22 protein-coding genes and 1 pseudogene are annotated in these 19,387 nt (G+C 42.5%); 14 read left to right on the plus strand and 9 right to left on the minus strand.

Features of this window, described 5'->3' with window-relative positions:
* Nucleotides 1–59: 59 nt before the first annotated feature.
* Nucleotides 60–1,100, minus strand: coding sequence for a polysaccharide pyruvyl transferase CsaB (csaB, locus tag GLO7428_RS20590; RefSeq protein ID WP_015190517.1), 1,041 nt, complete (start codon nt 1,098–1,100; stop codon nt 60–62).
* 141 nt (nt 1,101–1,241) lie between these two features.
* Between csaB and GLO7428_RS20595 the strand changes: the two genes are divergently transcribed.
* The 4 genes from GLO7428_RS20595 (at nt 1,242) to GLO7428_RS20610 (ending at nt 3,549) form a co-directional block, all read left to right on the plus strand.
* The gene (locus GLO7428_RS20595; protein ID WP_015190518.1) at nt 1,242–1,586 is read left to right on the plus strand and encodes a DUF2499 domain-containing protein; all 345 of its coding nucleotides are present in this window, start codon (nt 1,242–1,244) and stop codon (nt 1,584–1,586) included.
* A 120-nt stretch (nt 1,587–1,706) separates the two neighbouring features.
* Complete coding sequence (locus tag GLO7428_RS20600; protein ID WP_015190519.1) at nt 1,707–2,027, plus strand: DUF3593 domain-containing protein; 321 nt, start codon at nt 1,707–1,709, stop codon at nt 2,025–2,027.
* Nucleotides 2,028–2,052: 25 nt separating this feature from the next.
* The gene (gene hisA / locus GLO7428_RS20605) at nt 2,053–2,826 is read left to right on the plus strand and encodes a 1-(5-phosphoribosyl)-5-[(5-phosphoribosylamino)methylideneamino]imidazole-4-carboxamide isomerase (protein ID WP_015190520.1); all 774 of its coding nucleotides are present in this window, start codon (nt 2,053–2,055) and stop codon (nt 2,824–2,826) included.
* A gap of 177 nt (nt 2,827–3,003) precedes the next feature.
* The gene (locus GLO7428_RS20610) at nt 3,004–3,549 is read left to right on the plus strand and encodes a Uma2 family endonuclease (RefSeq protein ID WP_015190521.1); all 546 of its coding nucleotides are present in this window, start codon (nt 3,004–3,006) and stop codon (nt 3,547–3,549) included.
* Here GLO7428_RS20610 and GLO7428_RS20615 read toward each other — a convergent pair.
* Nucleotides 3,546–3,821 carry a hypothetical protein gene (locus GLO7428_RS20615; RefSeq protein WP_015190522.1) on the minus strand — a complete coding sequence of 92 codons (276 nt, stop codon included), beginning with the start codon at nt 3,819–3,821 and terminating at the stop codon, nt 3,546–3,548. The genes GLO7428_RS20610 and GLO7428_RS20615 overlap by 4 nt on opposite strands.
* A 177-nt stretch (nt 3,822–3,998) precedes the next feature.
* Between GLO7428_RS20615 and GLO7428_RS20620 the strand changes: the two genes are divergently transcribed.
* From GLO7428_RS20620 to GLO7428_RS20645, 6 genes are all read left to right on the plus strand, one after another.
* On the plus strand, nt 3,999–4,907 hold the full coding sequence (locus tag GLO7428_RS20620) for a LysR family transcriptional regulator (protein WP_015190523.1): 909 nt from the start codon (nt 3,999–4,001) through the stop codon (nt 4,905–4,907).
* Between the two features lie 41 nt (nt 4,908–4,948).
* Nucleotides 4,949–5,605, plus strand: a complete 657-nt coding sequence (locus tag GLO7428_RS20625) for an SDR family oxidoreductase (protein ID WP_015190524.1) — start codon at nt 4,949–4,951, stop codon at nt 5,603–5,605.
* Nucleotides 5,606–5,743: 138 nt separating this feature from the next.
* On the plus strand, nt 5,744–6,019 hold the full coding sequence (gene brnA, locus GLO7428_RS20630) for a type II toxin-antitoxin system BrnA family antitoxin (protein ID WP_015190525.1): 276 nt from the start codon (nt 5,744–5,746) through the stop codon (nt 6,017–6,019).
* A gap of 77 nt (nt 6,020–6,096) precedes the next feature.
* Complete coding sequence (locus GLO7428_RS20635; protein ID WP_015190526.1) at nt 6,097–6,504, plus strand: XisH family protein; 408 nt, start codon at nt 6,097–6,099, stop codon at nt 6,502–6,504.
* Nucleotides 6,495–6,827, plus strand: a complete 333-nt coding sequence (locus GLO7428_RS20640) for a XisI protein (RefSeq protein WP_015190527.1) — start codon at nt 6,495–6,497, stop codon at nt 6,825–6,827. The genes GLO7428_RS20635 and GLO7428_RS20640 overlap by 10 nt, the downstream gene beginning before the upstream one ends.
* Nucleotides 6,828–6,994: 167 nt before the next feature.
* Nucleotides 6,995–8,077, plus strand: a complete 1,083-nt coding sequence (locus GLO7428_RS20645) for an AI-2E family transporter (protein WP_041918712.1) — start codon at nt 6,995–6,997, stop codon at nt 8,075–8,077.
* On the opposite strand, the gene GLO7428_RS20650 is transcribed toward GLO7428_RS20645, so the two are convergent.
* Nucleotides 8,037–10,022 (minus strand): heavy metal translocating P-type ATPase, encoded by a 1,986-nt coding sequence (locus GLO7428_RS20650; RefSeq protein WP_051038471.1) that lies wholly within the window; start codon nt 10,020–10,022, stop codon nt 8,037–8,039. The genes GLO7428_RS20645 and GLO7428_RS20650 overlap by 41 nt on opposite strands.
* 139 nt (nt 10,023–10,161) lie before the next feature.
* Here GLO7428_RS20650 and GLO7428_RS20655 point away from each other — a divergent pair, with 139 nt between their 5' ends.
* Genes GLO7428_RS20655 through GLO7428_RS20665 form a run of 3 tightly spaced genes read left to right on the plus strand, consistent with a single transcriptional unit; the run spans nt 10,162 to nt 11,985 of the window.
* On the plus strand, nt 10,162–10,494 hold the full coding sequence (locus GLO7428_RS20655; RefSeq protein ID WP_015190530.1) for a type II toxin-antitoxin system RelE/ParE family toxin: 333 nt from the start codon (nt 10,162–10,164) through the stop codon (nt 10,492–10,494).
* A gap of 16 nt (nt 10,495–10,510) precedes the next feature.
* Nucleotides 10,511–10,879, plus strand: a complete 369-nt coding sequence (locus GLO7428_RS20660) for a helix-turn-helix transcriptional regulator (protein ID WP_015190531.1) — start codon at nt 10,511–10,513, stop codon at nt 10,877–10,879.
* Between the two features lie 2 nt (nt 10,880–10,881).
* Nucleotides 10,882–11,985, plus strand: coding sequence for a precorrin-8X methylmutase (locus GLO7428_RS20665; RefSeq protein ID WP_015190532.1), 1,104 nt, complete (start codon nt 10,882–10,884; stop codon nt 11,983–11,985).
* A 21-nt stretch (nt 11,986–12,006) separates the two neighbouring features.
* On the opposite strand, the gene GLO7428_RS20670 is transcribed toward GLO7428_RS20665, so the two are convergent.
* From GLO7428_RS20670 to GLO7428_RS20685, 4 genes and pseudogenes are all read right to left on the minus strand, one after another.
* Nucleotides 12,007–13,161 carry a methyltransferase domain-containing protein gene (locus GLO7428_RS20670; RefSeq protein ID WP_015190533.1) on the minus strand — a complete coding sequence of 385 codons (1,155 nt, stop codon included), beginning with the start codon at nt 13,159–13,161 and terminating at the stop codon, nt 12,007–12,009.
* Nucleotides 13,162–13,340: 179 nt separating this feature from the next.
* Nucleotides 13,341–14,101: pseudogene (locus GLO7428_RS29800) on the minus strand (SDR family NAD(P)-dependent oxidoreductase).
* 12 nt (nt 14,102–14,113) lie between these two features.
* Nucleotides 14,114–15,415: a Na+/H+ antiporter NhaC family protein gene (locus GLO7428_RS20680; RefSeq protein ID WP_015190534.1), complete on the minus strand. Its 1,302-nt coding sequence runs from the start codon at nt 15,413–15,415 to the stop codon at nt 14,114–14,116.
* Nucleotides 15,416–15,677: 262 nt separating this feature from the next.
* Complete coding sequence (locus GLO7428_RS20685) at nt 15,678–15,977, minus strand: 30S ribosomal protein PSRP-3 (protein WP_015190535.1); 300 nt, start codon at nt 15,975–15,977, stop codon at nt 15,678–15,680.
* A gap of 201 nt (nt 15,978–16,178) precedes the next feature.
* On the opposite strand from GLO7428_RS20685, the gene GLO7428_RS20690 reads away from it, so the two are divergent.
* A complete protein-coding gene (locus GLO7428_RS20690) occupies nt 16,179–16,979 on the plus strand; it encodes a TIGR01548 family HAD-type hydrolase (protein WP_015190536.1) in 801 nt (266 codons plus the stop codon).
* Here the strand turns inward: GLO7428_RS20690 and GLO7428_RS20695 are convergent.
* A complete protein-coding gene (locus tag GLO7428_RS20695; protein ID WP_015190537.1) occupies nt 16,964–18,244 on the minus strand; it encodes a glycosyltransferase in 1,281 nt (426 codons plus the stop codon). The genes GLO7428_RS20690 and GLO7428_RS20695 overlap by 16 nt on opposite strands.
* Nucleotides 18,245–18,443: 199 nt before the next feature.
* Entirely contained in the window at nt 18,444–19,244 is an 801-nt protein-coding gene (locus GLO7428_RS20700) for a tetratricopeptide repeat protein (protein WP_015190538.1), read from the minus strand.
* Nucleotides 19,245–19,387 lie beyond the last annotated feature (143 nt).

The following is a 19,387-nucleotide window of genomic DNA, read 5'->3' on the forward strand; positions in this document are numbered from 1 at the left end:
GAAAAACTTGAACTCTCGATATATGCTAATTTGTATTGCGCATTAAGTACTTGAGTGAATTAGGAAGATAAAACTTGGTGAAGAAAATCTTGATGCATCAAAGCGCGATCTATTAAAGAGTGTATTTGATCTGGAGTGAGAAAATTGCCGTTGGCATAACATTCGAGCAATGTATTGCAAATTACATAATGTTCTTCTGGAATTTCAGTTAAATTCCATCCTGGCAAATCAAGTTCTATCATCAATTTACTGACTTTAGGATCGTAACTCAAAGCAAAACACCGACACCCCTCCGCCGCAGCCATAATTAGACTGTGGAGACGCATTCCGATCGCCATTTCGACACCGCGAAAAAGCCCTTTTAAAGCTTGAGGATCTTCAAGACAAAGAACTTTATGAACACCAGGAAGTTTTGATGCAACAGCTTCGGCGATCGCCAAATCTTGACTTTGCTGAAATGGCACAAGCAGAATACAAGTTTGCGTTGCTTTTTGAAAATCAATCAACGCCCGCGTGAAATTATCAAGGCGAGTTGCAGTTAGTTGGGGATGCGATCGCAAAGTTACCGCGACTCTCGGCGCAGGTAAATCCCATAACCCTGGTACGGGCGCAGATTCTAACGCCCACACTGGATCGGGGGCGAGAGTACACGGAATTCCCCATTCTGATAATAACGCCGCACTGCCCTGATCGCGGACACTCACTGCGGTACACTTGCCAAAAGCTCGCCGTGCTAGCTTCATTGTCGTATTGCGCTTTAATGGGCCAATTCCCTGCGCCCAAGCGATCGTTTTCAATCCAAGCTGTTGCGCTAGAATCATTAATCCGCCGTAGTACAACGGGCTAATCGCACTCGTGACATCTTGCAGCAAACTTCCACCACCCCAAACGAACGCATCTGATTTGCGCAAAGTTTGGAGTACGCTGAATAAATTCAAGCGATCGCACGCTTCAACGTGATAGCGATCGCGCGTCTGTTGTGGATTACCCGAAAGTACGATTGGCGTCACATGGTTTGGTAGCATTTGCAATAAGGTTGCAAGCAAAGCCTCATCGCCACCGTTGCCTTTACCATAATAGCCACACAAAACAACTCGCATCTTCCTCACGTCATTACCTCAGATAACTTAACAAAAACTCTATCCGAGATTGTCATCCCTCAAAAAATTCAAAGTAGTAGCATAATAAAGCACTGAAGTATCTATTTCTTCACCCTGACCTCCGACCCCTGATCCCTCATTATGCACGCCCTCTCAATTCCAACTTGGATTATTCACGTTTCTAGTGTGATTGAATGGATTGCCGCAATTTGGTTAATCTGGACATATGGTGAAGTCACTCGTAATCGTAGCTGGTGGGCTTTATCTGTTGCGATGTTACCCGCACTTGTGAGTGCGATGTGTGCTTGTACGTGGCATTTTTTTGATAATGCTGAGTCGCTAGAGTGGCTAGTGACGCTGCAAGCGACAATGACAGTTGTTGGAAATTTCACACTGTTAATTGCTGCGTGGTTGATTTGGCGTTCTACAACCGAAGGAGAGGTCAGAGGTCAGGGGTCAGGGGTCAGGGATATAGGAAAGAACTAAAACCTAAGGAGACAATCAAAAATGTCTACAAGCTCAAATCTCGTAGTTTTAACTGTAGGAATTCTCCAATTTCTGATCTCTGAGTCCTCTTCATTTCAGTGTTAGCCAAAAGCCGAAACTATGATTCAAGATGTCTCGTTCCTTATACACCCTTCCAAAGAAACGCTATTTGCGTTATCGTTGTTTCCTTACTTGGGTTTTTTATGGTTTCTCACGCGGACTCCGCAAATGCCACGTTTAGCATTAATTGGCTTTTACTGCACATTAGTATTTGTTGGTGTCACCATTCCTGCTGGAATTTATGCTCAAGTTCACTATGGTGAATCATTAGCAAATGTTGATTGGTTACACGGAGGTGCAGAATTTTTCTTGACGCTATCGAATATTTTGGTCGTGCTAGGCTTCCGACAAGCCATCAAAGAAAGAGAAGCGAAAAGTTAATCACAGCGAATTACCAGTTACCCTTATGGAAGTTATACCAGCGATAGATTTACTTGCAGGGAAATGCGTGCGGTTATATCAAGGAGATTATGCGCGATCGCAAGTCTTCAACGATAATCCCGCAGACGTAGCGCAGCAATGGGTAGAACAAGGCGCAACGCGATTGCACGTTGTCGATCTCGATGGCGCGAAGCAAGGTAAGGTTGTCAATCTAGCTGCGATTGAGGCGATTACTGCGGCGGTATCCGTACCAATTCAAGTTGGCGGAGGATTACGCGATTCCACTAGCGTTGCACAGTTATTAGACTTAGGCGTACAGCGCGTGATTTTAGGAACCGTTGCTGTTGAACAACCGCAATTAGTCGCCGACTTATGTCAAGAGTTTCCTGGGCAAATCGTTGTTGGAATTGATGCGCGCAATGGTAAAGTTGCAACACGCGGTTGGCTAGAAACATCAGAAGTGTTAGCAACGCAACTTGCAACGCAGATGCAAGAATTGGGTGCTGCTGCAATCATTTATACTGATATTCACCGTGATGGTACGCTATCAGGACCTAATTTAGAAGCGCTGAGAGAACTCGCAACAGAAATTTCGATTCCGGTAATTGCTTCTGGCGGTGTCAGTTCGGTTACAGATTTATTGAGTTTGCTGGCTCTCGAACCGTTGGGGGTCATCGGTGCAATTGTTGGTCGTGCATTATACACTGGAGATATTTCGCTCAAAAGTGCGGTGCAAGCAGTTGGACAAGGTAGATTACAAGATATTCCACCCGATTTAGGATTTTCAGCGTTTGCTTAATTTTATCTGTGAGTGGTAATCGGTAATTGGTAATGGGTAATGAAATTTAACTAAAAATTATCGCCCAACAACATTGGTTTAAATTAAATAATAGAAAATCAAAAATTGATACTATATACCTACGCACCAATTACCCATTACCAGCCTTTAAATTGAGTCGATTTTCACTCAGTTACTATGGAAACATTGGCAAAGTGGACAGTAGACGATTATCACCGGATGATTGCATCGGGTATTTTAGACGATCGCCGCGTTGAATTGTTGGCGGGAAAAATTTACGAAATGACACCAGAAGCACCAATACACGCGTTTTGTGGAGGAAGCTTAGCTGATTATTTCCGCGATCGCCTCAATCGTCAAGCCTTGGTTCGCGAATCCCGCCCCATTACACTTGAAACTTCAGAACCAGAGCCAGATATTGCCATTGTACGGGGTTCTTGGAGCGATTACCGAAAGCGTCACCCTGGAGCTAATGACATCTATCTGGTGGTAGAGATATCTAATTCAAGTTTAACCAAAGTCTTAAAACAGAAGCAGCCTATATATGCAGCAGCAGGAATTCAAGAGTATTGGATATTAGATCTCACTGCGCTACAGCTAATTGTATTTCGCAATCCCCAAAGCAACGAGTATCAATCACGACAAGATATTAAATCTGGGATAGTATCTCCCCTAGCATTTCCAGCGATTACTTTATCAGTCGAGCAATTATTTTCGGTTTAATAGCGATCTCGCCCTTCAATCCAAGCTAAAATTTGTTCTTGGGAAACATGGTAAATTCCACGTTTGGTGATTGGATCGTAAGCACTCCACCAAATATTACCTTGGCGATCGCAAATAGACCAAACTTGCAGTTCTGATGATATGAGAAAATATTTGCGTAGCACTTGCCAAACGCTGTGTAGCCTGAATCGAAAACCTTGTTGAGTACATTTATCGAGTTGATTTTCGTTCATTTTCCTTCGTTGAGATTTTTGCCAATCGACTAAATTCATCGTGTAAACCCTAAGTTTCTTGTGCTAAAGATAGTAGAATCTAACTAATATCTGAACATGACTTTATTGCTTCGATTGAGCAACAAACAAATCAGAAATTGAATCACGTCTATCAGTAAATTTGATAGATGATTTTTGTATTTTTGCGACAATACAGATAGTGCTGATGTATTCGTTATGGGTTTTGACTACCAAAGCCAACTCAAGCTGTCTCAACTGCAAGTTTTAATCGCAGTCGCCGATTGTGGTAGTTTTAGTGAGGCTGCTTTGCAGATGCAAATGTCACAATCAGCAGTAAGTTATGCGATCGCGACTTTAGAAGAAGAACTAGGCATTTTACTGTTTACACGAGGGCGTTATGGCGCACATCTGACTTTTGTAGGCGAGCAAATTGTCGATCGCGCGCGTCAGGTTTTGTACTTAATGGAGGATATTGTTAAACAAGCAAACTTAGCTAAAGGTTTACAAGGCGGTTTAGTACGAATCTCAGCATTTCGCAGTGCCGGAACGCATATTTTACCAAAAATTATTGCGCAATTTTGTCAGCGCTATCCGGCGATCGCGGTGAGTATCGCAGAGTACGACGATCGCGCGAATGTAGAAGATGATTTACGCAAAGGGCGTGCTGATATTGGGATTACGTATTTACCAACAAGCCATGAATTTGAAACTTGGGAATTGATGCATGATGAATTTGTCGTACTATTTCCTCCCAGCTTTGAGCCAAAATCCACTCAGCCGAGTTGGGAAGACTTAAAAGTTTATCCTTTGATTGTGCCTCCCGACGGCTGTGACTGCGATACGATGATGTACGCTCATTGTGCTAAATATGGTGTAACACTACAGGCAACGTATAAAATTCGCTCTGATACCACAATAGTTAACATGGTTGCACAAGGATTAGGAACTGCGATTAGTCCTCGCCTTGCTGCTGAACCAATTCCAGAAGGGGTACAAGTTTTTAGTCTTCCAGTACCCTTTTTTCGGACGATTAATGTTGCTATACTCGCAGACGCGTTACTAACTCCGGCTGGATTTGCATTGCTCGATCTTCTCAAAAATAGCTTTGTACCAAGCCGTCTCTAGCGATCGCAGTATAATTATTTCACCCTACAAAATCCTAAGTGATGGGACGATTATCAAATCAAGTTATCGTTGTCGTTGGTGGCGGTTCGGGAATTGGGTTAGCTGTGGCGAAACTAGCTCATGCTGAAGAGGCAAGGGTCATTATTTTAGGGCGTTCATTAACAAAGCTCGAACAAGCAAAAAGTTTAATTGGGCAAAATATCAGAGCGATCGCAACAGATATCATGGATGAAACCGCAGTTACTCAAGCATTTGCTGAAATTGGAACTTTCGATCATTTGTTCATTTCTGCTCAAGATGCTACTACGGCGACCTTATCAGAAACTACCATCGAAAAACTGCGTCCTACCTTGGATAGTAAAATTTGGGGAGCCTTCCATGTTGTGAAACACAGCATCTTTCAAATGCGTTCTGATGGCTCAATTACCTTTATTTCGGGTTTAGCTGGGCGACGCGGTTATCCTGGCTTAGCAGTAGCAGGAGCCGCGAATGCAGGAATTGAAGCAGTTGCGCGAAATTTAGCAGTTGAGTTAGCGCCTATACGAGTCAATACAGTTTGTGCAGGTGTTGTTGATACAGAAATGCTCGATAGAATATTTGGCGATCAACGTGCAGAGGTGGTGAAAGCGATCGCCCAAAAACTTCCTGTTAAGCTTGGAAAACCAGAGGAAATTGAGGCGGTGCAGTTTTATTTTTAATGGGCAACGGTTTTATGACAGGAGCTACTGTGCTAATAGACGGTGGAGATGCATTGGTTTAATTGCGTATAAATACATATAGATTAGAGCGGGTGCGCATTATTTCAGTATGTAGAGCAAGTGAGGAGGTAAAACTATATGAATGCTCCAGAGTTTGATCAAAAATTTGATGCAAATGAGGACATCACCGCATACCTTGATCTGAACACGATTCATCGTCCAGCTTATGAGCAACGACGAGTAAACGTTGATTTTCCCACATGGATGATTGAAGCACTTGATCAAGAGGCTGCACGCATAGGCGTAACCCGACAATCAATCATAAAAGTTTGGATTGCCGAGCGACTTGAGCAGCTAGCTAGCGCCCCACACTCCCTACTACTCGTGCATCGTTGGGATAATCGCCATGATTAGTGTTGTTATTATTAGTAATATTACCGTGAATTTGAAAGATAAAATTGAGATACAACTTAAGTATCACAAACAGCTAAATGGCTAAGGATCGCTTTCACGATGCAGTTAAGATAGCGTTAGAGAAAGAAAGGTGGATAATTACTGCCGATCCTTACGAGATAAGTGTTGGGGATGTAGACTTTGAAATAGATTTGGCAGCAGAAATGTTAGCTGCTGAACGAGCAGGTGAAAAAATTGCAGTTGAAATTAAGAGTTTTATCGGGAGATCAAGTGTATCAGAATTCCACACCGCCCTTGGGCAATTTATCAATTATCAATTTGCTCTCGAAGAATTTGAACCTGATCGCCAACTTTATCTTGCAGTGCCTGAGTCAATTTATAACTCATTTTTTCAGCGTCGTTTTATACAGTCAGTGATTATAAGAACTCGTATTCGTTTACTGGTTTACGATGAAACACAGGAGGTGATTGTTCAATGGCTGTAGAGCAATATCGTCAAATCATTCAACAATTAATTTTAGAACGAGCAAAAAGGGGTGTATCACAAGAGAACATTGAAACGCAGGCTATCTTAGATACAGAGCGAGAGCATTACCTCTTGTTGCATACAGGTTGGCGTGGAAATCGTCGAATACATGGGTGCAGCCTGCATCTTGACATCAAAGACGGCAAAATCTGGATTCAGCATGATGGAACAGAGGTTGGAATTGCAACGCAACTCCTAGAATTGGGTGTACCAAAAGAAGATATTGTTTTAGCGTTTCACTCTCCTTATATGCGCCAGTTTACAGAGTTTGCGATCAATTGACCTGATTTTCTGTAACCTTGCAAGTCAGTCTCGTTTGCGGTGCTTCCCCGCCTAGGGTTCTACTACGTGATATCAGCCTTAGTAGATTGTTTAAGGTTGACAGAGTTTTAGGTATGCTACAGGCATCTACATTAGATAATGTCTGTATATTTAAAAATATTTTGGCTATGACTGATTCGCATAAAACTAAAGTACAGCAATGGTTATCAATCGGATTGCCGTTTCCTTTAGTTATTTTAAATGGTTGGTTACTATTACAAGCTTTTGAGTATTTTCAACCATTAGTGAGTATTTTTGTTTTGGCTGCTATTTTAGCTTTTATTTTAAACTATCCTGTTGATTTTTTGCAACAACGTCAAATTCAACGGAAATATGCTGTGGGAATTGTTTTTATCACAGCTTTAGTCATTTTAGTTGGTTTAGGTATTACTTTAATACCGATCTTTTTAGAAGAATTAAATGAAAGTGCTAAACTACTACCACAGTGGATAGATTCAGGAAGTGAGAAACTTCATGCTGTTGATGATTGGGCTGCATCGCGAAGCTTACCAATTAATTTCACAGAATTAGCAAGTCAAATTACAGCACGTTTACCTGATGAATTAGAATCGTTAGCGAAGCGGTTTTTAGGAGTGGCAGTAGGGGCAATTGATAGCGTTTCAGAAGTCGTTGTCACAGTAGTAATTAGTTTCTATTTTCTCCTAGATGGCGAACGAATTTGGCAAGGTATTATTAAACGATTTCCACCACGCTTTGGTATTGCTTTACAGCAATCTTTGAAACAGAATTTTCAAAACTACTTCATTGGACAAGTTGCGCTAGCCGTCATTGTTGGCATTGCAATGACTTTAGTATTTCTCTTTTTAGATGTTCCTTTCGGTTCAATTTTTGGTTTGGGTGTAGGAATTCTAACGCTAATTCCTTTTGGTGATGTTTTGAGTTTTAGTTTAGTGAGTTTGTTAGTAGCTTCGCACGATTTTTGGCTTGGCGTAAAAACCTTAGCTGTTGCGCTTGTTGTCGATCAAATTATCGATCAAATTGTTGCACCGAGACTACTCGGCAGTTTTACTGGACTTAGCCCTGTAGGAATTATTGCAGCTTTAGCTATTGGCACAAAACTGGCAGGACTTTTAGGATTACTCGTTGCAGTACCTTTAGCAAGTTGTTTAAAAGACGTATTAGATAATATGCAAGATGAACCGGAAGCGACTAATTCCGCAGTAACCGCAGACCGCTTAGTGTCACAATAACTGTTGAACCTTCATGCCCGATCACACCTAAGGGCAGCGTAATATTACCCGCAAAATTCGCAATTAATAGTAATACAATAAACCCCAAAGCAAACACAATGTTTTGTTTAACAATCGATTGCGATCGCCTTCCTAATCGAATCGCTGCAACTAACTTATCCAAACGATCCGCCATTAACACAATATCCGCTGTTTCCAACGCCACATCACTTCCCGCCGCCCCCATCGCAATTCCTACCGATGCTTGAGCAAGTGCAGGTGCATCATTAATACCATCACCCACCATCGCCACAGTTTGATATTGCTTTTGCAAGTCGCGAATCACATTCACTTTATCTTCCGGTAAAAGCCCAGCATAAACTCGATCAATACCAATATCTTCGGCAATATTACGTGCTGTACGTTCATTATCCCCCGTCAACATCACAACCTGCTCAACACCCAAATGCTTCAAGTGCGCAACAATTTGAAAAGCTTGCGATCGCACCGTATCCGCCACCGCGATAATTCCCAACACTTGATTTTCTCTCGCCACCCACACCACAGTTTTACCCTGGGCTTCGAGTTGCTGACTGAGTTTCCCCAACCTACTTTGGGAAAAAGGGCTTTTCTCACACACAAACGACGCCTTCCCCACCAATACTTCCCGATCATCAACCTCACCACTAATTCCCAACCCAGGATGCGAATGCGCAAAGCGCACACTACGTGAACGCACATTCTCCACTCTTTCTTCTTTGTGTCCTACCCTACGGGAAGCCGCTGACGCGTCTATGCGTCTTTGTGGTTCGTTCTCCGCCTTAACAATCGCCTCACCAATCGGATGTTCTGAATAAGCCTCCAACGCCGCCGCTAAATGCAACACCTCCGCTTCTGTCACCCCATCCGCCGGAATCACCCCTACAACCTGTAACTTTCCCTTCGTCAAAGTACCCGTTTTGTCAAACGCGATCGCTCTCACTTTTCCCATCATTTCCAACTGCGCGCCACTTTTAAACAAAATCCCTTGACGCGCCCCATTTGCAATTCCTGATAATAAAGTAGGCATAATCGCCGCCATCAAAGCACACGGCGACGCCACGACTAAAAAAATCAAAGCGCGATAAATCGTTGTTTCCCAACTCCAACCCCAAATCAACGGCGGTAAAATTGCCAGTAGAATTCCACACACCACAATTACCCGTGCATATCCGCGTTCAAAGCGTTCGATAAATAACTGCGATGGCGGGGCTTCGGTTTGCGCTTGTTTGACAAGTTGAATCACGCGCTGAATTAAACTACTTTCGGGTGGCTGATGAACTCGTAATTGCAATGCACCATAACCATTCAGCGTACCGGCGAAAACTTCATCACCCACTGTTTTTTCTACTGGTAGTGATTCTCCGGTGATTGCCGCTTCATTGAGCGTCGTGTAACCTTCAACAATAATGCCATCTGTGGGAATCAGTTCTCCAGGTTTTACCAAAATGCGGTTCCCCACTTCTAATTTCGTCACTGGAATTATTTGTTCTTGCCCGTGCAACAATACTCTTGCAGTATCCGCACTCAAACTCATCAAGCTACGAATATCGCGTTCGGTACGCTGCATTGCATAACCTTCTAACGCACCACTAATGGCAAAGATTAATATTAATACTGCCCCATCAACAATCAAGTAATACTCGCGTCGCCATAAACCTAATCCTGCTGCGCCTAACGCGGCGACAATCATCAGTAAGTCAACATCGAGTTCTCTTTCTTGCCATAAAGTTGTCAATCCTTCCCGCGCGCTTTCGTAACCGCCAATTACATACGCTGCGCACAGAAGTAACAATCCTAAACCCAGCCAACCCCAGTACAACGATAACCAACCGCAGAATAACAGAACGCCACAGGCGATCGCAGCGAGTGCATCGGGATGTTCTCTCAGTGTTTTGAGGCGAGGAATTGCAAAGGAATGAGCCATCACAGTAGTCATCGAATCAGGCGACTACCCTACGCTAAACCTTAACATTAATGTCAATGTCAAGCTTTAATTTCAATAAATAGCGACGTTGTTCATGTAAAGATACTTAAATATGTCAATTTTGATATAATAATTTGAGATGAACGATGCTAACAAACCACTGGTGCGGCTGAGTGGTGAGGTGAAAACACCACCCTTCTCATCTGAGGCTCGCATTGAAGTTGGGTTTTTGTTACGTAAACTCCAGAATGGAGAGACATTATCGTTACCACATTCGCGCCCGATGCCTAGTATCGGTTCTCACTGCCATGAATTAAGAATTACAGACTTCAATAAAGAGTGGCGAATTATTTATCGCCTTGATGAAGATGCAATTGTAATTATAGAGGTTTTCCAAAAAACGACACAAAAAACACCATCTTCAGTGATTCAAAATTGCAAAAAGCGACTCAAGCGGTATGACGAAATATAAGAAAGGAGTATTAATTATGGATTCAGCGAAGCGTCAACGCTTAGAAGCAGCAGGCTGGAAAATTGGCACAGTAGAGGAGTTTCTAGAACTTTCTTCAGCAGAATTAGCACTGATTGAAATGAAGCTAGCATTAAGTAGAAAATTAAAGGAGCAGCGCTTAAATCGTAAACTTTCTCAAACTGCTGTAGCACGGCAGATTAATTCGAGTCAATCGAGAGTAGCAAAAATGGAAGCTGGAGAACCATCGGTTTCTACTGACTTGTTAATTCGTACTTTACTATCGATAGGAGCAACACCGAGAGATATTGCTGAAGCAATTTTGGTTAGTCATGCTAGCATTCAAAATTCAGCTGATGATAATTTACAGTTGAGTGCAAGTCATTGATTATGGTAGATGAATATTTAACGATTAAAGAACTGACTGAAAGTGTGGGTGGTAATATGACACCGCGCATGGTACGACATTATCATCAAATGGGGCTATTACCGCAACCCGTGCGATCGCACAGTAACTATCGCCTGTATACTCAACAAGATGTTCAACAATTGCGGCGAATTGTCGCACTAAAACAACAAGGCTTTCAACTATCGCACATTCGTCAATTACTCGAAACCGATTCGGGTAGCGAAGTTAATACGCTGACAACGCAACTACAACAACAATATCAGTCAGTGATGCAACAGTTAGCACGGTTGCGCCAAACCGCAGCAGCATTAGAAGGATTGTTAGGACGCGATCGCGCGTGTCAAAATTTGCAAGCCGAAGCAATTGCGCAACTACGGCTTTTAGAAGTGGAAACACAAGATGGATTAGGACAGTTAGAACAGTTGTGGGATAGCTGGGATGCAGCAACGCACGATCATCCTGAAGCTTTTGCGGAGTCGTTACAGCGGTTGTTACCCGATTTGTCGGATCGCTCTGAAATTGAAGCTGATTTACTTGCCAAGTTGGTGTTAGCGTGTGGTGATGTGAGTTTAGTCAACTTTGTGCGGTTGGGAAATCGGGCGATCGCATCTGCGAGAAATGCTTTATCATCAAATTGCCAAGTTGTCGGCGATGTTCCTGCGGTTGTTGCCGCCCTCGATCAAACGCGTCTAAAACATCTTGGCTGTAGCGTGACAACACTCATCAACGATCCGCATATTACCAGTGCAGCTGAAGCTGAACAAGTTTTCTGGCATCAACATCAATGCAAATTACAACAAGTTGAACGTGGGTGTGTCTTAGTTGTAGGATACGCACCATCGGTACTTATGGCAGTGTGTGATGCGATAGAAAATGGAATACAACCCGCGTTGATTATCGGAATGCCAATTGGTTTTAGTCATGCGCCCGCAGCTAAACGTAGATTGATGCGATCGCGTATTCCTTTTATTACGACTGAGGGAACGTTAGGCGGTGGTTTACTCGCAGCTGTTGCGCTGAATGCTTTAGCAGAATCATTAATTGAAAAGCCAGACTGTCATTGTTATTTAGATGAGAGTCATTAGAATTGGCGATCGCAATTTAGATTAATGTTCGCATAAAGACAGAACTTGATGATAAAACTTGCGCTCAATTACCCTACCTAATTGAGGTGATGACGTTACTTGCGTACGTGGGACAAACTCAATTGCATAGTCGAAGGGACTGGGTTTACCCAACTGTGTCCAATCTTCATATATGGCTTGCAGTTGTTTATAGAGTTCGCGATCGCCTTTGAGAAGTATGCAATTCTTTTGCGGGTAGATGAGAATTGTGCCACGTTGTGGGTCATAAAGACCATAACCTGGAGGAGTGAGACTCCAAAAAGCACGACAGTCTTTCGTTGCCATAAAATAGTAGAAGCTAACTGGAAAAGCAGACCACATGAGAGGGCTACGGGTATGCTCAACTTCAATCCCCTCAAAAACGGGAAGTTCCTCAGCCTCTTCTAGCGCAAGTGAAGCCATAGCAGAAATATGCCAAGGGTCATCTACAGACTCTTGATATTGCAAGAGCATAAAACCAGAAAAACCAACGATTTTTCCTTGAAGCGTACCCTCTCGGAGCCAAACTTTGACTAACGGAGTCCAGCCTCCGTGAGTTAGTGGTAACAACATAAAGCCCGAAGGTGAAAGCTGATCTACCCAGTAAGGTGAGATATCTTTACATCCAACTGTGGCAACAATTCGCTTGTACGGTGCTTCTTCTTGAACACCATAAAAGCCATCACGCAACACTAAATTAATGTTTGGGTAGCCTGCATCAGCGAGTAACCTTTGAGTTTGAGCAATGACATCCTCTTGAACATCTACAGAAACGACTAGAGTTTGATCGCCAACCAGTTCAGCAATTAAAGCTGCATTATAGCCTGTACCCGCTCCAATTTCTAAAACCTTAAGCCCTGGAGTGAGCATCAGTGACTCTAGCATATACGCAATTAACATCGGTTCGGACGTTGAACTTGATGGTTTTCCATCGCTTATACGAGTCACAAGCGAATTGCCAGAGTAAATTAAATCAAGGTGTTCTGGATTTGGGTTATGTGGGTTATGCGCAATTTGTTGCAAGTCACCTGGAAGATAAAATGTTTCTAGTAATCTATGGCGTTGAACTTTGCGGAATGCATTCTCAATCTCAACTGAGCGTATTGCACGTTGCTCTTTGAGTTTGTTCACCATTTGATTTAAGGAATCTATATACATTTCAATTTCTCTAGAACGTATACATTTAAAATTTCTATTACAAAGCCTTGCGACTAAAGTCACGGCTATCTAAACGAAGTGTGCCTATGCACACTATTTAAGCGGGTAACGTATGTGCTTTGTACTCTGCGGAAGTAGCTTTCTTTTATTTAGCTGCAATTCATTCGCAAAGCTATCATTTACATTGCGCTATATCCACCATCAACCATTAAAATAGTACCTGTAACATAAGAAGAAGCTTGCGAAGCTAAAAATATTACAGGTCCTACCAGTTCTTCAGGTTTTCCTCGACGCCCCATCGGTGTAAAAGTTGCAATTTGCTCTTGCTTTTTCGGATCGCGATGAATTTCGCTAACTCCTTGCATGATATTTTCAAAGTAGCCTGGGGCGAAACCATTAACGCGAATTCCTTTGCTTGCCCATTCAACTGCCATTGTTTTTACTAATTGGTTAACACCACCTTTCGCAGCTGCGTAAGCAACCAAGCCATGAATTCCGACAACGCTGGCAATCGATGAATTCATAATAATTGAACCACCTGTGCTTTGTTGTAGCATTTGTTTTGCAGCCGCTTGGGCGCAGTTAAAATAACCTTTCAAGTCAACATTAAAATTGCATCCCATTCGTTTTCTGCTAATTCTTCTGCTGGTTTAATAATGTCAACTCCAGCATTACAAACCATGATATCGAGTTTGCCATAGTGCGTTAAAGTTTGATTCACTAATTGCAAACACGCTGCGCGTACTGTAACATCAACATCTAAAGCTAACGCATTACCAATTGTTCTAGCTGTCGCTTCAGCTTCTACATAATCAATATCGGCAATCACTACGCTTGCACCAGCGTTGGCTAAACCTTGGGCGATCGCTTTACCCAACCCCCGCGCTGCACCTGTCACGATCGCTACTTTCCCTGTTAAATCAAAGAGTTCTTTACTCATATCAAGAAATTATTACCTGTTAAATTTAATCAAACAAAGAAGTGGTAATAAATATAAATAAAACGCGTAAGGAATAAATCCTACATCAGTCATTAAAATTGTTGCTGGTACAAGCCCTGCAATATTCCAAGGAATCAAAGGCGATAGAACAACAACTGTATTTTCTAAATCTACTGCTAATTGATACTTATCTAGCTTTTTTTGGCGGTAGCTTTCTTGTACAAGTTGTTGAGTTAGAAGAATCGCAATAGTTTGAGTACAACCAAAAGCCGCTGCGGCAGTTCCTACGATAATTGTGCCAAAGAATAATCGACTTCTTGTGCGTGCTTTTTGTAGAAATATTTCAATAACTTCTAAAATCCTTGTTCCACCAATTATTCCTGCTAAAGCTGTAGAAATAATCACAACTATAGAAATTTTGAGCATAGAAATAATACCACCTCCTTTAAGGATAGAAGCTAAATCAGTTGCCTCATCTAATTCAAAGCCAAATACAACATAGTTAGCAATTTGAAATATCGAGTATTTTTGTAGAGTTATTCCTATTAATAAGCTCGTAGCTATACTCAATAGTAAAGTAAGCTTAACTTCAACTTGTAACAAGGAAAGAATTAAAATAACAACGGCTGGTAGTAATACATATATATTCAGGTTGAAAAAAAGAGGAATTTCAGTAATTAATGTACTGTTGTCAATAACTATGGGATTGCTAATTGATAAAACTAAATAAATAACGCTAGCAACAAGTAAAGGTAGCCAGCCAGTTATTACCATATTTTTGAGATTGACGTATAATTTGGTACTAGTAATTGTGGCAATCAGATTTGCACTAGAAGACATGGGAGAAGCGCGATCGCCTACATAAGCCCCAGCGATAATCGCGCCTGCTACTAAGTGTGTATTAACATGACTTTCTCGCGCCATAATCATTAAAGCAACACCAATAGTACTCACAGTTCCGAAGGAAGTGCCAAGGAGTACGGAAACTATGCTAGTTAAAATAAAGGCTGCCAAAATAAAATATCGAGGATTGAGAAATTGAATGCCATAATAAACTAGTGCGGGTACTGTTCCGGCTGCCATCCAAACGGCTGTTACTGCACCGATGAGGAGAAGAATATTAATAACAGAAAAAGATTTTTGGCTACTAGCTATTGCTAAAGAAAATAGAGTTTTTAACGCAAATCCCCTGCGCCGAAGGGTGATGGTAAATATGGCTAAAGAAATTATTAGGGGATAGGCAATAAAATAACCTTGAGTAATGCTAAATATTATACAAATAAAAGAAACAAGAATAGCAACGATTAAATCCATTATTTGTTGATATTTTTCTTAACAGAATATCAACTCCTGGATGAGCAAACAAAACATTATATGAATAGCTTCTATGAATAAAATAGATAGCTACTGCGATCGCTTAAGGTGCTGCGCGTAGCGCAATCGCCTAGTTTTAAAGAAAGACTAGATATTATGCTGATAAAATATTGAAAAGCCACCCTTGATCTGAATGTTACAAGGATGGTGCTTTCTACTGCAACTTTTGAGCAAAAAATCTTGCCAGCTTGCACGAATAATGCTAGGCGCTTCCGGTAAAAGTAACTTCCGGAAATTTTGCCTGTGCTTCAGCAACTGGGCGATTTCTGCCTTCCTCTTGCCAGTAGTTGATGACTTCGGTTGCTTTGTTGAGCAACTCTACGCGCTCTTGATCAGTAATCCAGTTTTTTGATTCTAACTCGTTTTTTAACTCTTCCCAAGCATCATTACGAGGCCAGAAAAAGTAACGAGTCAAAGGGCTTGTGCCTTTACCTACAACTTGATCGACCGCAAGCGCCACATTTTCATCTAGCCAGAGAACTTTTAAAATAAACTTTGACAATCAAACCTCCGAGGCAGTACCAGGCAAAAATTACTAACTGTGCAACCATTTATATTAACGCAATGCCATAACATCTGCTGAAATGAATTTAAAGGGGTCGGAGATCAGGCGTCAGAGGTCAGAACTTTGCACGGCTAGTGGATGATATAGATGGGGTAAAATGATGAGGCTCATAGGTGATAATCCCTGAATGGGATAAAGATGACACAACAATCTCCATTATTCGTTTCAGCAATTGTTGTTTTTGATATTGATGGCGTGGTGCGCGATGTCAGTAATTCTTATCGACGGGCGATCGCAGATACCGTAGAACACTTCACGCAAGGCGCGTATCGTCCATCTTTAGCTGATATTGACGTTCTCAAATCCGAAGGTATCTGGAATAATGATTGGGAAGCGTCGCAAGAGTTAATTTACCGTTACTTTGAGGCGCAAGGTCAAGGGCGCAATTCAATTAAGCTAGATTACCAAGAAATCGTTAACTTCTTTCAATCTCGTTATCGCGGTACCGATCCCGAAAATTGGACAGGGTATATTTGCAATGAACCACTGCTGTTACAAAGTCATTATCTAAACGATCTGAGTAGCGCTGGTATCGCTTGGGGATTTTTTAGTGGTGCGACGCGAGGTTCGGCAAATTATGTGTTGGAAAAACGTTTAGGCTTGCAATCTCCGGTTTTAATCGCGATGGAAGATGCACCGAGTAAACCCGATCCGACAGGGCTAATCGCCACAGTGCAACAACTCACAAAAGATACACTTGACAATTCGACTCCTGTGGTATATGTGGGAGATACAGTCGCAGATATGTACACGGTAGAAAAAGCGCGATCGCTCGATTCAAATCGCGGTTGGATTGGTGTTGGCGTCTTACCGCCACACGTTCAAGAATCACCGCAACGGCGCGATGCGTATGCACAAACGCTGAGAGTCGCAGGCGCGAAAGTTGTTTTTGACAATGTACAGCAATTAACTCCTCGCGAAATTCAAAAACTGGTGTGAAGGACAGATTTTCCGGTGGCGATCGCTTGTTCAATAATATCCGCAGCGCGACGCACTCCACCCGCTTGCTGAATAGCTTGTTGTAGTCTGAGTGCATTTTGTTTATAAGATGCTTCTGTCAGTACTTGTTGTATTGCAGCTTTGAGTTTAGGTACACTCAATTTTGATAACGATACAAATTCTCCCGTTTTTGTCCAAGCAATCCGCGCTGCAACGCCTGGTTGATCGTTCGTGATTGGTATCGCAACCATCGGGACACCTTGACTCAACGATTCTAAAGCTGTATTTAACCCTGCATGAGTGATTGTTAATGTTGCTTTTTGTAGCAGTTCGAGTTGCGGTGCATATTGTACAACAAGTGGTTTTCCAGGAAGTTCGGGTAAGGTTTCGGGAGTACTTCCACCCCCAAGTGAAATCACTAATTGAACGTCTAAGTCCTCACACGCGGCGGCGATCGCCTGAAAAATTTTCTGCTGTTGATTTTGCAACGTTCCCATCGAAGCATAAATCAGTGGTTGTCCGGTTAATTTTTCATACGGAAAAGGTATTGGTTTGCGTCCTGTGGGATCGACAAAAGGTCCGGTAAAGTGAAAACATTCAGGTAAGCGCGTCCGAGGAAACTCAAATTCTGCGGGTTGCTGGCTAATTTGTGCTAAATCAGATAACGAGTCTGCGACCTTTTTGTAAAGCGGTAAATTCCACTTGCGGTGATACTCATCTAATACTTCGCGCACCGGTTGTGCTACGCGCTCTAACACTGCATAAGTGATACCATTGCGGAGTAATGCCCACCAAGCCGTATTACGTTGCCACGGTGTCACAAAAGGCGGAATTCCAGGTTCTTGGTTGAGAATCAGCGCATTGCAGATCGTAATAAAAGGAATATTTAAATGCTTTGCGACAGTTGCGCTTTCTGGCGACACCTGATCGACTAACAGCGCTTCGATTCCAGTTGATGTGATAATTTCTGGAGCATCACGCAGAATGATTGTGCCACCTTGTTTGATCAGATCGAGGGTAAAAGCGATCGCCTTCAAGCTACTGAGTTGACCGAGTTGTGCAAATTTTTGCGCGAGTACCCCAGGGGGAAACTCTTTTTCCCCAATCGCTTGAAACTCTAACCCTGCGGCTAATGCTTGCGATTCGAGTTCGGGAACTTGAATTAAGGTGACACGATGTTTGCGTCGCACTAACTCCTTACCTAATGCCGTCATCGGATTGAGATGTCCAGGAGAACTGGGGCAAAGAATGCCGAAATGTGTCATATTCTTAGGGGTCGGAGGTCAGGGATCGGAGGTCAGGGTTATTAAGAAGCCTGCCGACTAAAGTCGGGGCTATTTACACGAAGTGTGCCTGCGCACACTTTCGATGTGAGGTTTAAGGGGAAAATATGCTTTACTTGTAGTCCACGCAGGTGGACTTTGTTTGCCTAGCAGGATATTCATTCACTAAGCGTTTATTGAGCTACGATTTCAATTTTTGAAACTTCTCTAATGCGGCTACCATGACAGGAGGCCAACGACGTATCTTTGCTACCCAATTGATATCTTGATAGCGTTGATCGAGTCCTATTGCTGATACCCAATTACTTTCAGCTTCGCCTTGTTTACCTTGTTCCCAATACGCCGCAGTTAATGCAGCGCGCATATCGGCAAAGCTAGGATATTTGCGGATAATATTGCGCATATTGCGGATTGCTTCGTCTTTTTTACCAACTTGATACAAGGCTAAGGCATAATTCGCACGAGCAAAGGCAAAATTGGGCGCGATTTCAGTTGATTTACGATAGTCAGCGATCGCCTCTTCCCATTGTCCTAACCCAGCTTCGGCATTACCGCGATTGTTGTACGCCATTGCATCATTCGGATCAATTTCGAGGACGCGATTATAGTCAGCGATCGCCTCTTCCCATCGTCCTAATCCTTCATACGCCGTTCCGCGATTTAAGTAAGGATCGGGTGCATTTGGGGCTAATTCTACAGATTTATTGTAGTCGGCTAGCGCTTCATCAAGTTTGTTTTGACTGACTCTTGCGTTTCCTCGGTTACTCCAAGCGGCGGGGTTGTCCGGAAACAAGTCAATAATTTGCGTCCAGTAAGTTTCTGCGGTGGCGAAATCTCCGCTATTCGTAGCATTTAAAGCTTGTTGGGCTAAACTGTCGAGTTGTTGAAATTGTTCTGCTGTAATTTGTGGTTGGGATTGCGCTAATGCTGGCGTTGTTACCCCAAGCAAAAGTATTAAGAAAATTATGATTAGTCGTATCATCTGGATTTATCTGTATCTAAATAATTTCATAAAATCTATATAGGTTCTTTGGTCAGGCAAGATGCCTAACCCACAAAAGCTGAATTAAGCCCAGATAATGACAAGCGGTGATGGATAATTAAATTTAAGCACCAATTACCCAT

The sequence above is a fragment of the Gloeocapsa sp. PCC 7428 genome (assembly GCF_000317555.1).
Taxonomy (GTDB): Bacteria; Cyanobacteriota; Cyanobacteriia; order Cyanobacteriales; family Chroococcidiopsidaceae; genus Chroogloeocystis.

Bases quoted from the DNA above. Each gene is read 5' to 3' on its own strand.
- csaB (WP_015190517.1), bottom strand. From the start codon at position 1,100: ATGCGAGTTGTTTTGTGTGGCTATTATGGTAAAGGCAACGGTGGCGAT.
- GLO7428_RS20595 (WP_015190518.1), top strand. From the start codon at position 1,242: ATGCACGCCCTCTCAATTCCAACTTGGATTATTCACGTTTCTAGTGTG.
- GLO7428_RS20600 (WP_015190519.1), top strand. From the start codon at position 1,707: ATGATTCAAGATGTCTCGTTCCTTATACACCCTTCCAAAGAAACGCTA.
- hisA (WP_015190520.1), top strand. From the start codon at position 2,053: ATGGAAGTTATACCAGCGATAGATTTACTTGCAGGGAAATGCGTGCGG.
- GLO7428_RS20610 (WP_015190521.1), top strand. From the start codon at position 3,004: ATGGAAACATTGGCAAAGTGGACAGTAGACGATTATCACCGGATGATT.
- GLO7428_RS20615 (WP_015190522.1), bottom strand. From the start codon at position 3,821: ATGAATTTAGTCGATTGGCAAAAATCTCAACGAAGGAAAATGAACGAA.
- GLO7428_RS20620 (WP_015190523.1), top strand. From the start codon at position 3,999: ATGGGTTTTGACTACCAAAGCCAACTCAAGCTGTCTCAACTGCAAGTT.
- GLO7428_RS20625 (WP_015190524.1), top strand. From the start codon at position 4,949: ATGGGACGATTATCAAATCAAGTTATCGTTGTCGTTGGTGGCGGTTCG.
- brnA (WP_015190525.1), top strand. From the start codon at position 5,744: ATGAATGCTCCAGAGTTTGATCAAAAATTTGATGCAAATGAGGACATC.
- GLO7428_RS20635 (WP_015190526.1), top strand. From the start codon at position 6,097: ATGGCTAAGGATCGCTTTCACGATGCAGTTAAGATAGCGTTAGAGAAA.
- GLO7428_RS20640 (WP_015190527.1), top strand. From the start codon at position 6,495: ATGGCTGTAGAGCAATATCGTCAAATCATTCAACAATTAATTTTAGAA.
- GLO7428_RS20645 (WP_041918712.1), top strand. From the start codon at position 6,995: ATGACTGATTCGCATAAAACTAAAGTACAGCAATGGTTATCAATCGGA.
- GLO7428_RS20650 (WP_051038471.1), bottom strand. From the start codon at position 10,022: ATGGCTCATTCCTTTGCAATTCCTCGCCTCAAAACACTGAGAGAACAT.
- GLO7428_RS20655 (WP_015190530.1), top strand. From the start codon at position 10,162: ATGAACGATGCTAACAAACCACTGGTGCGGCTGAGTGGTGAGGTGAAA.
- GLO7428_RS20660 (WP_015190531.1), top strand. From the start codon at position 10,511: ATGGATTCAGCGAAGCGTCAACGCTTAGAAGCAGCAGGCTGGAAAATT.
- GLO7428_RS20665 (WP_015190532.1), top strand. From the start codon at position 10,882: ATGGTAGATGAATATTTAACGATTAAAGAACTGACTGAAAGTGTGGGT.
- GLO7428_RS20670 (WP_015190533.1), bottom strand. From the start codon at position 13,161: ATGTATATAGATTCCTTAAATCAAATGGTGAACAAACTCAAAGAGCAA.
- GLO7428_RS20680 (WP_015190534.1), bottom strand. From the start codon at position 15,415: ATGGATTTAATCGTTGCTATTCTTGTTTCTTTTATTTGTATAATATTT.
- GLO7428_RS20690 (WP_015190536.1), top strand. From the start codon at position 16,179: ATGACACAACAATCTCCATTATTCGTTTCAGCAATTGTTGTTTTTGAT.
- GLO7428_RS20695 (WP_015190537.1), bottom strand. From the start codon at position 18,244: ATGACACATTTCGGCATTCTTTGCCCCAGTTCTCCTGGACATCTCAAT.
- GLO7428_RS20700 (WP_015190538.1), bottom strand. From the start codon at position 19,244: ATGATACGACTAATCATAATTTTCTTAATACTTTTGCTTGGGGTAACA.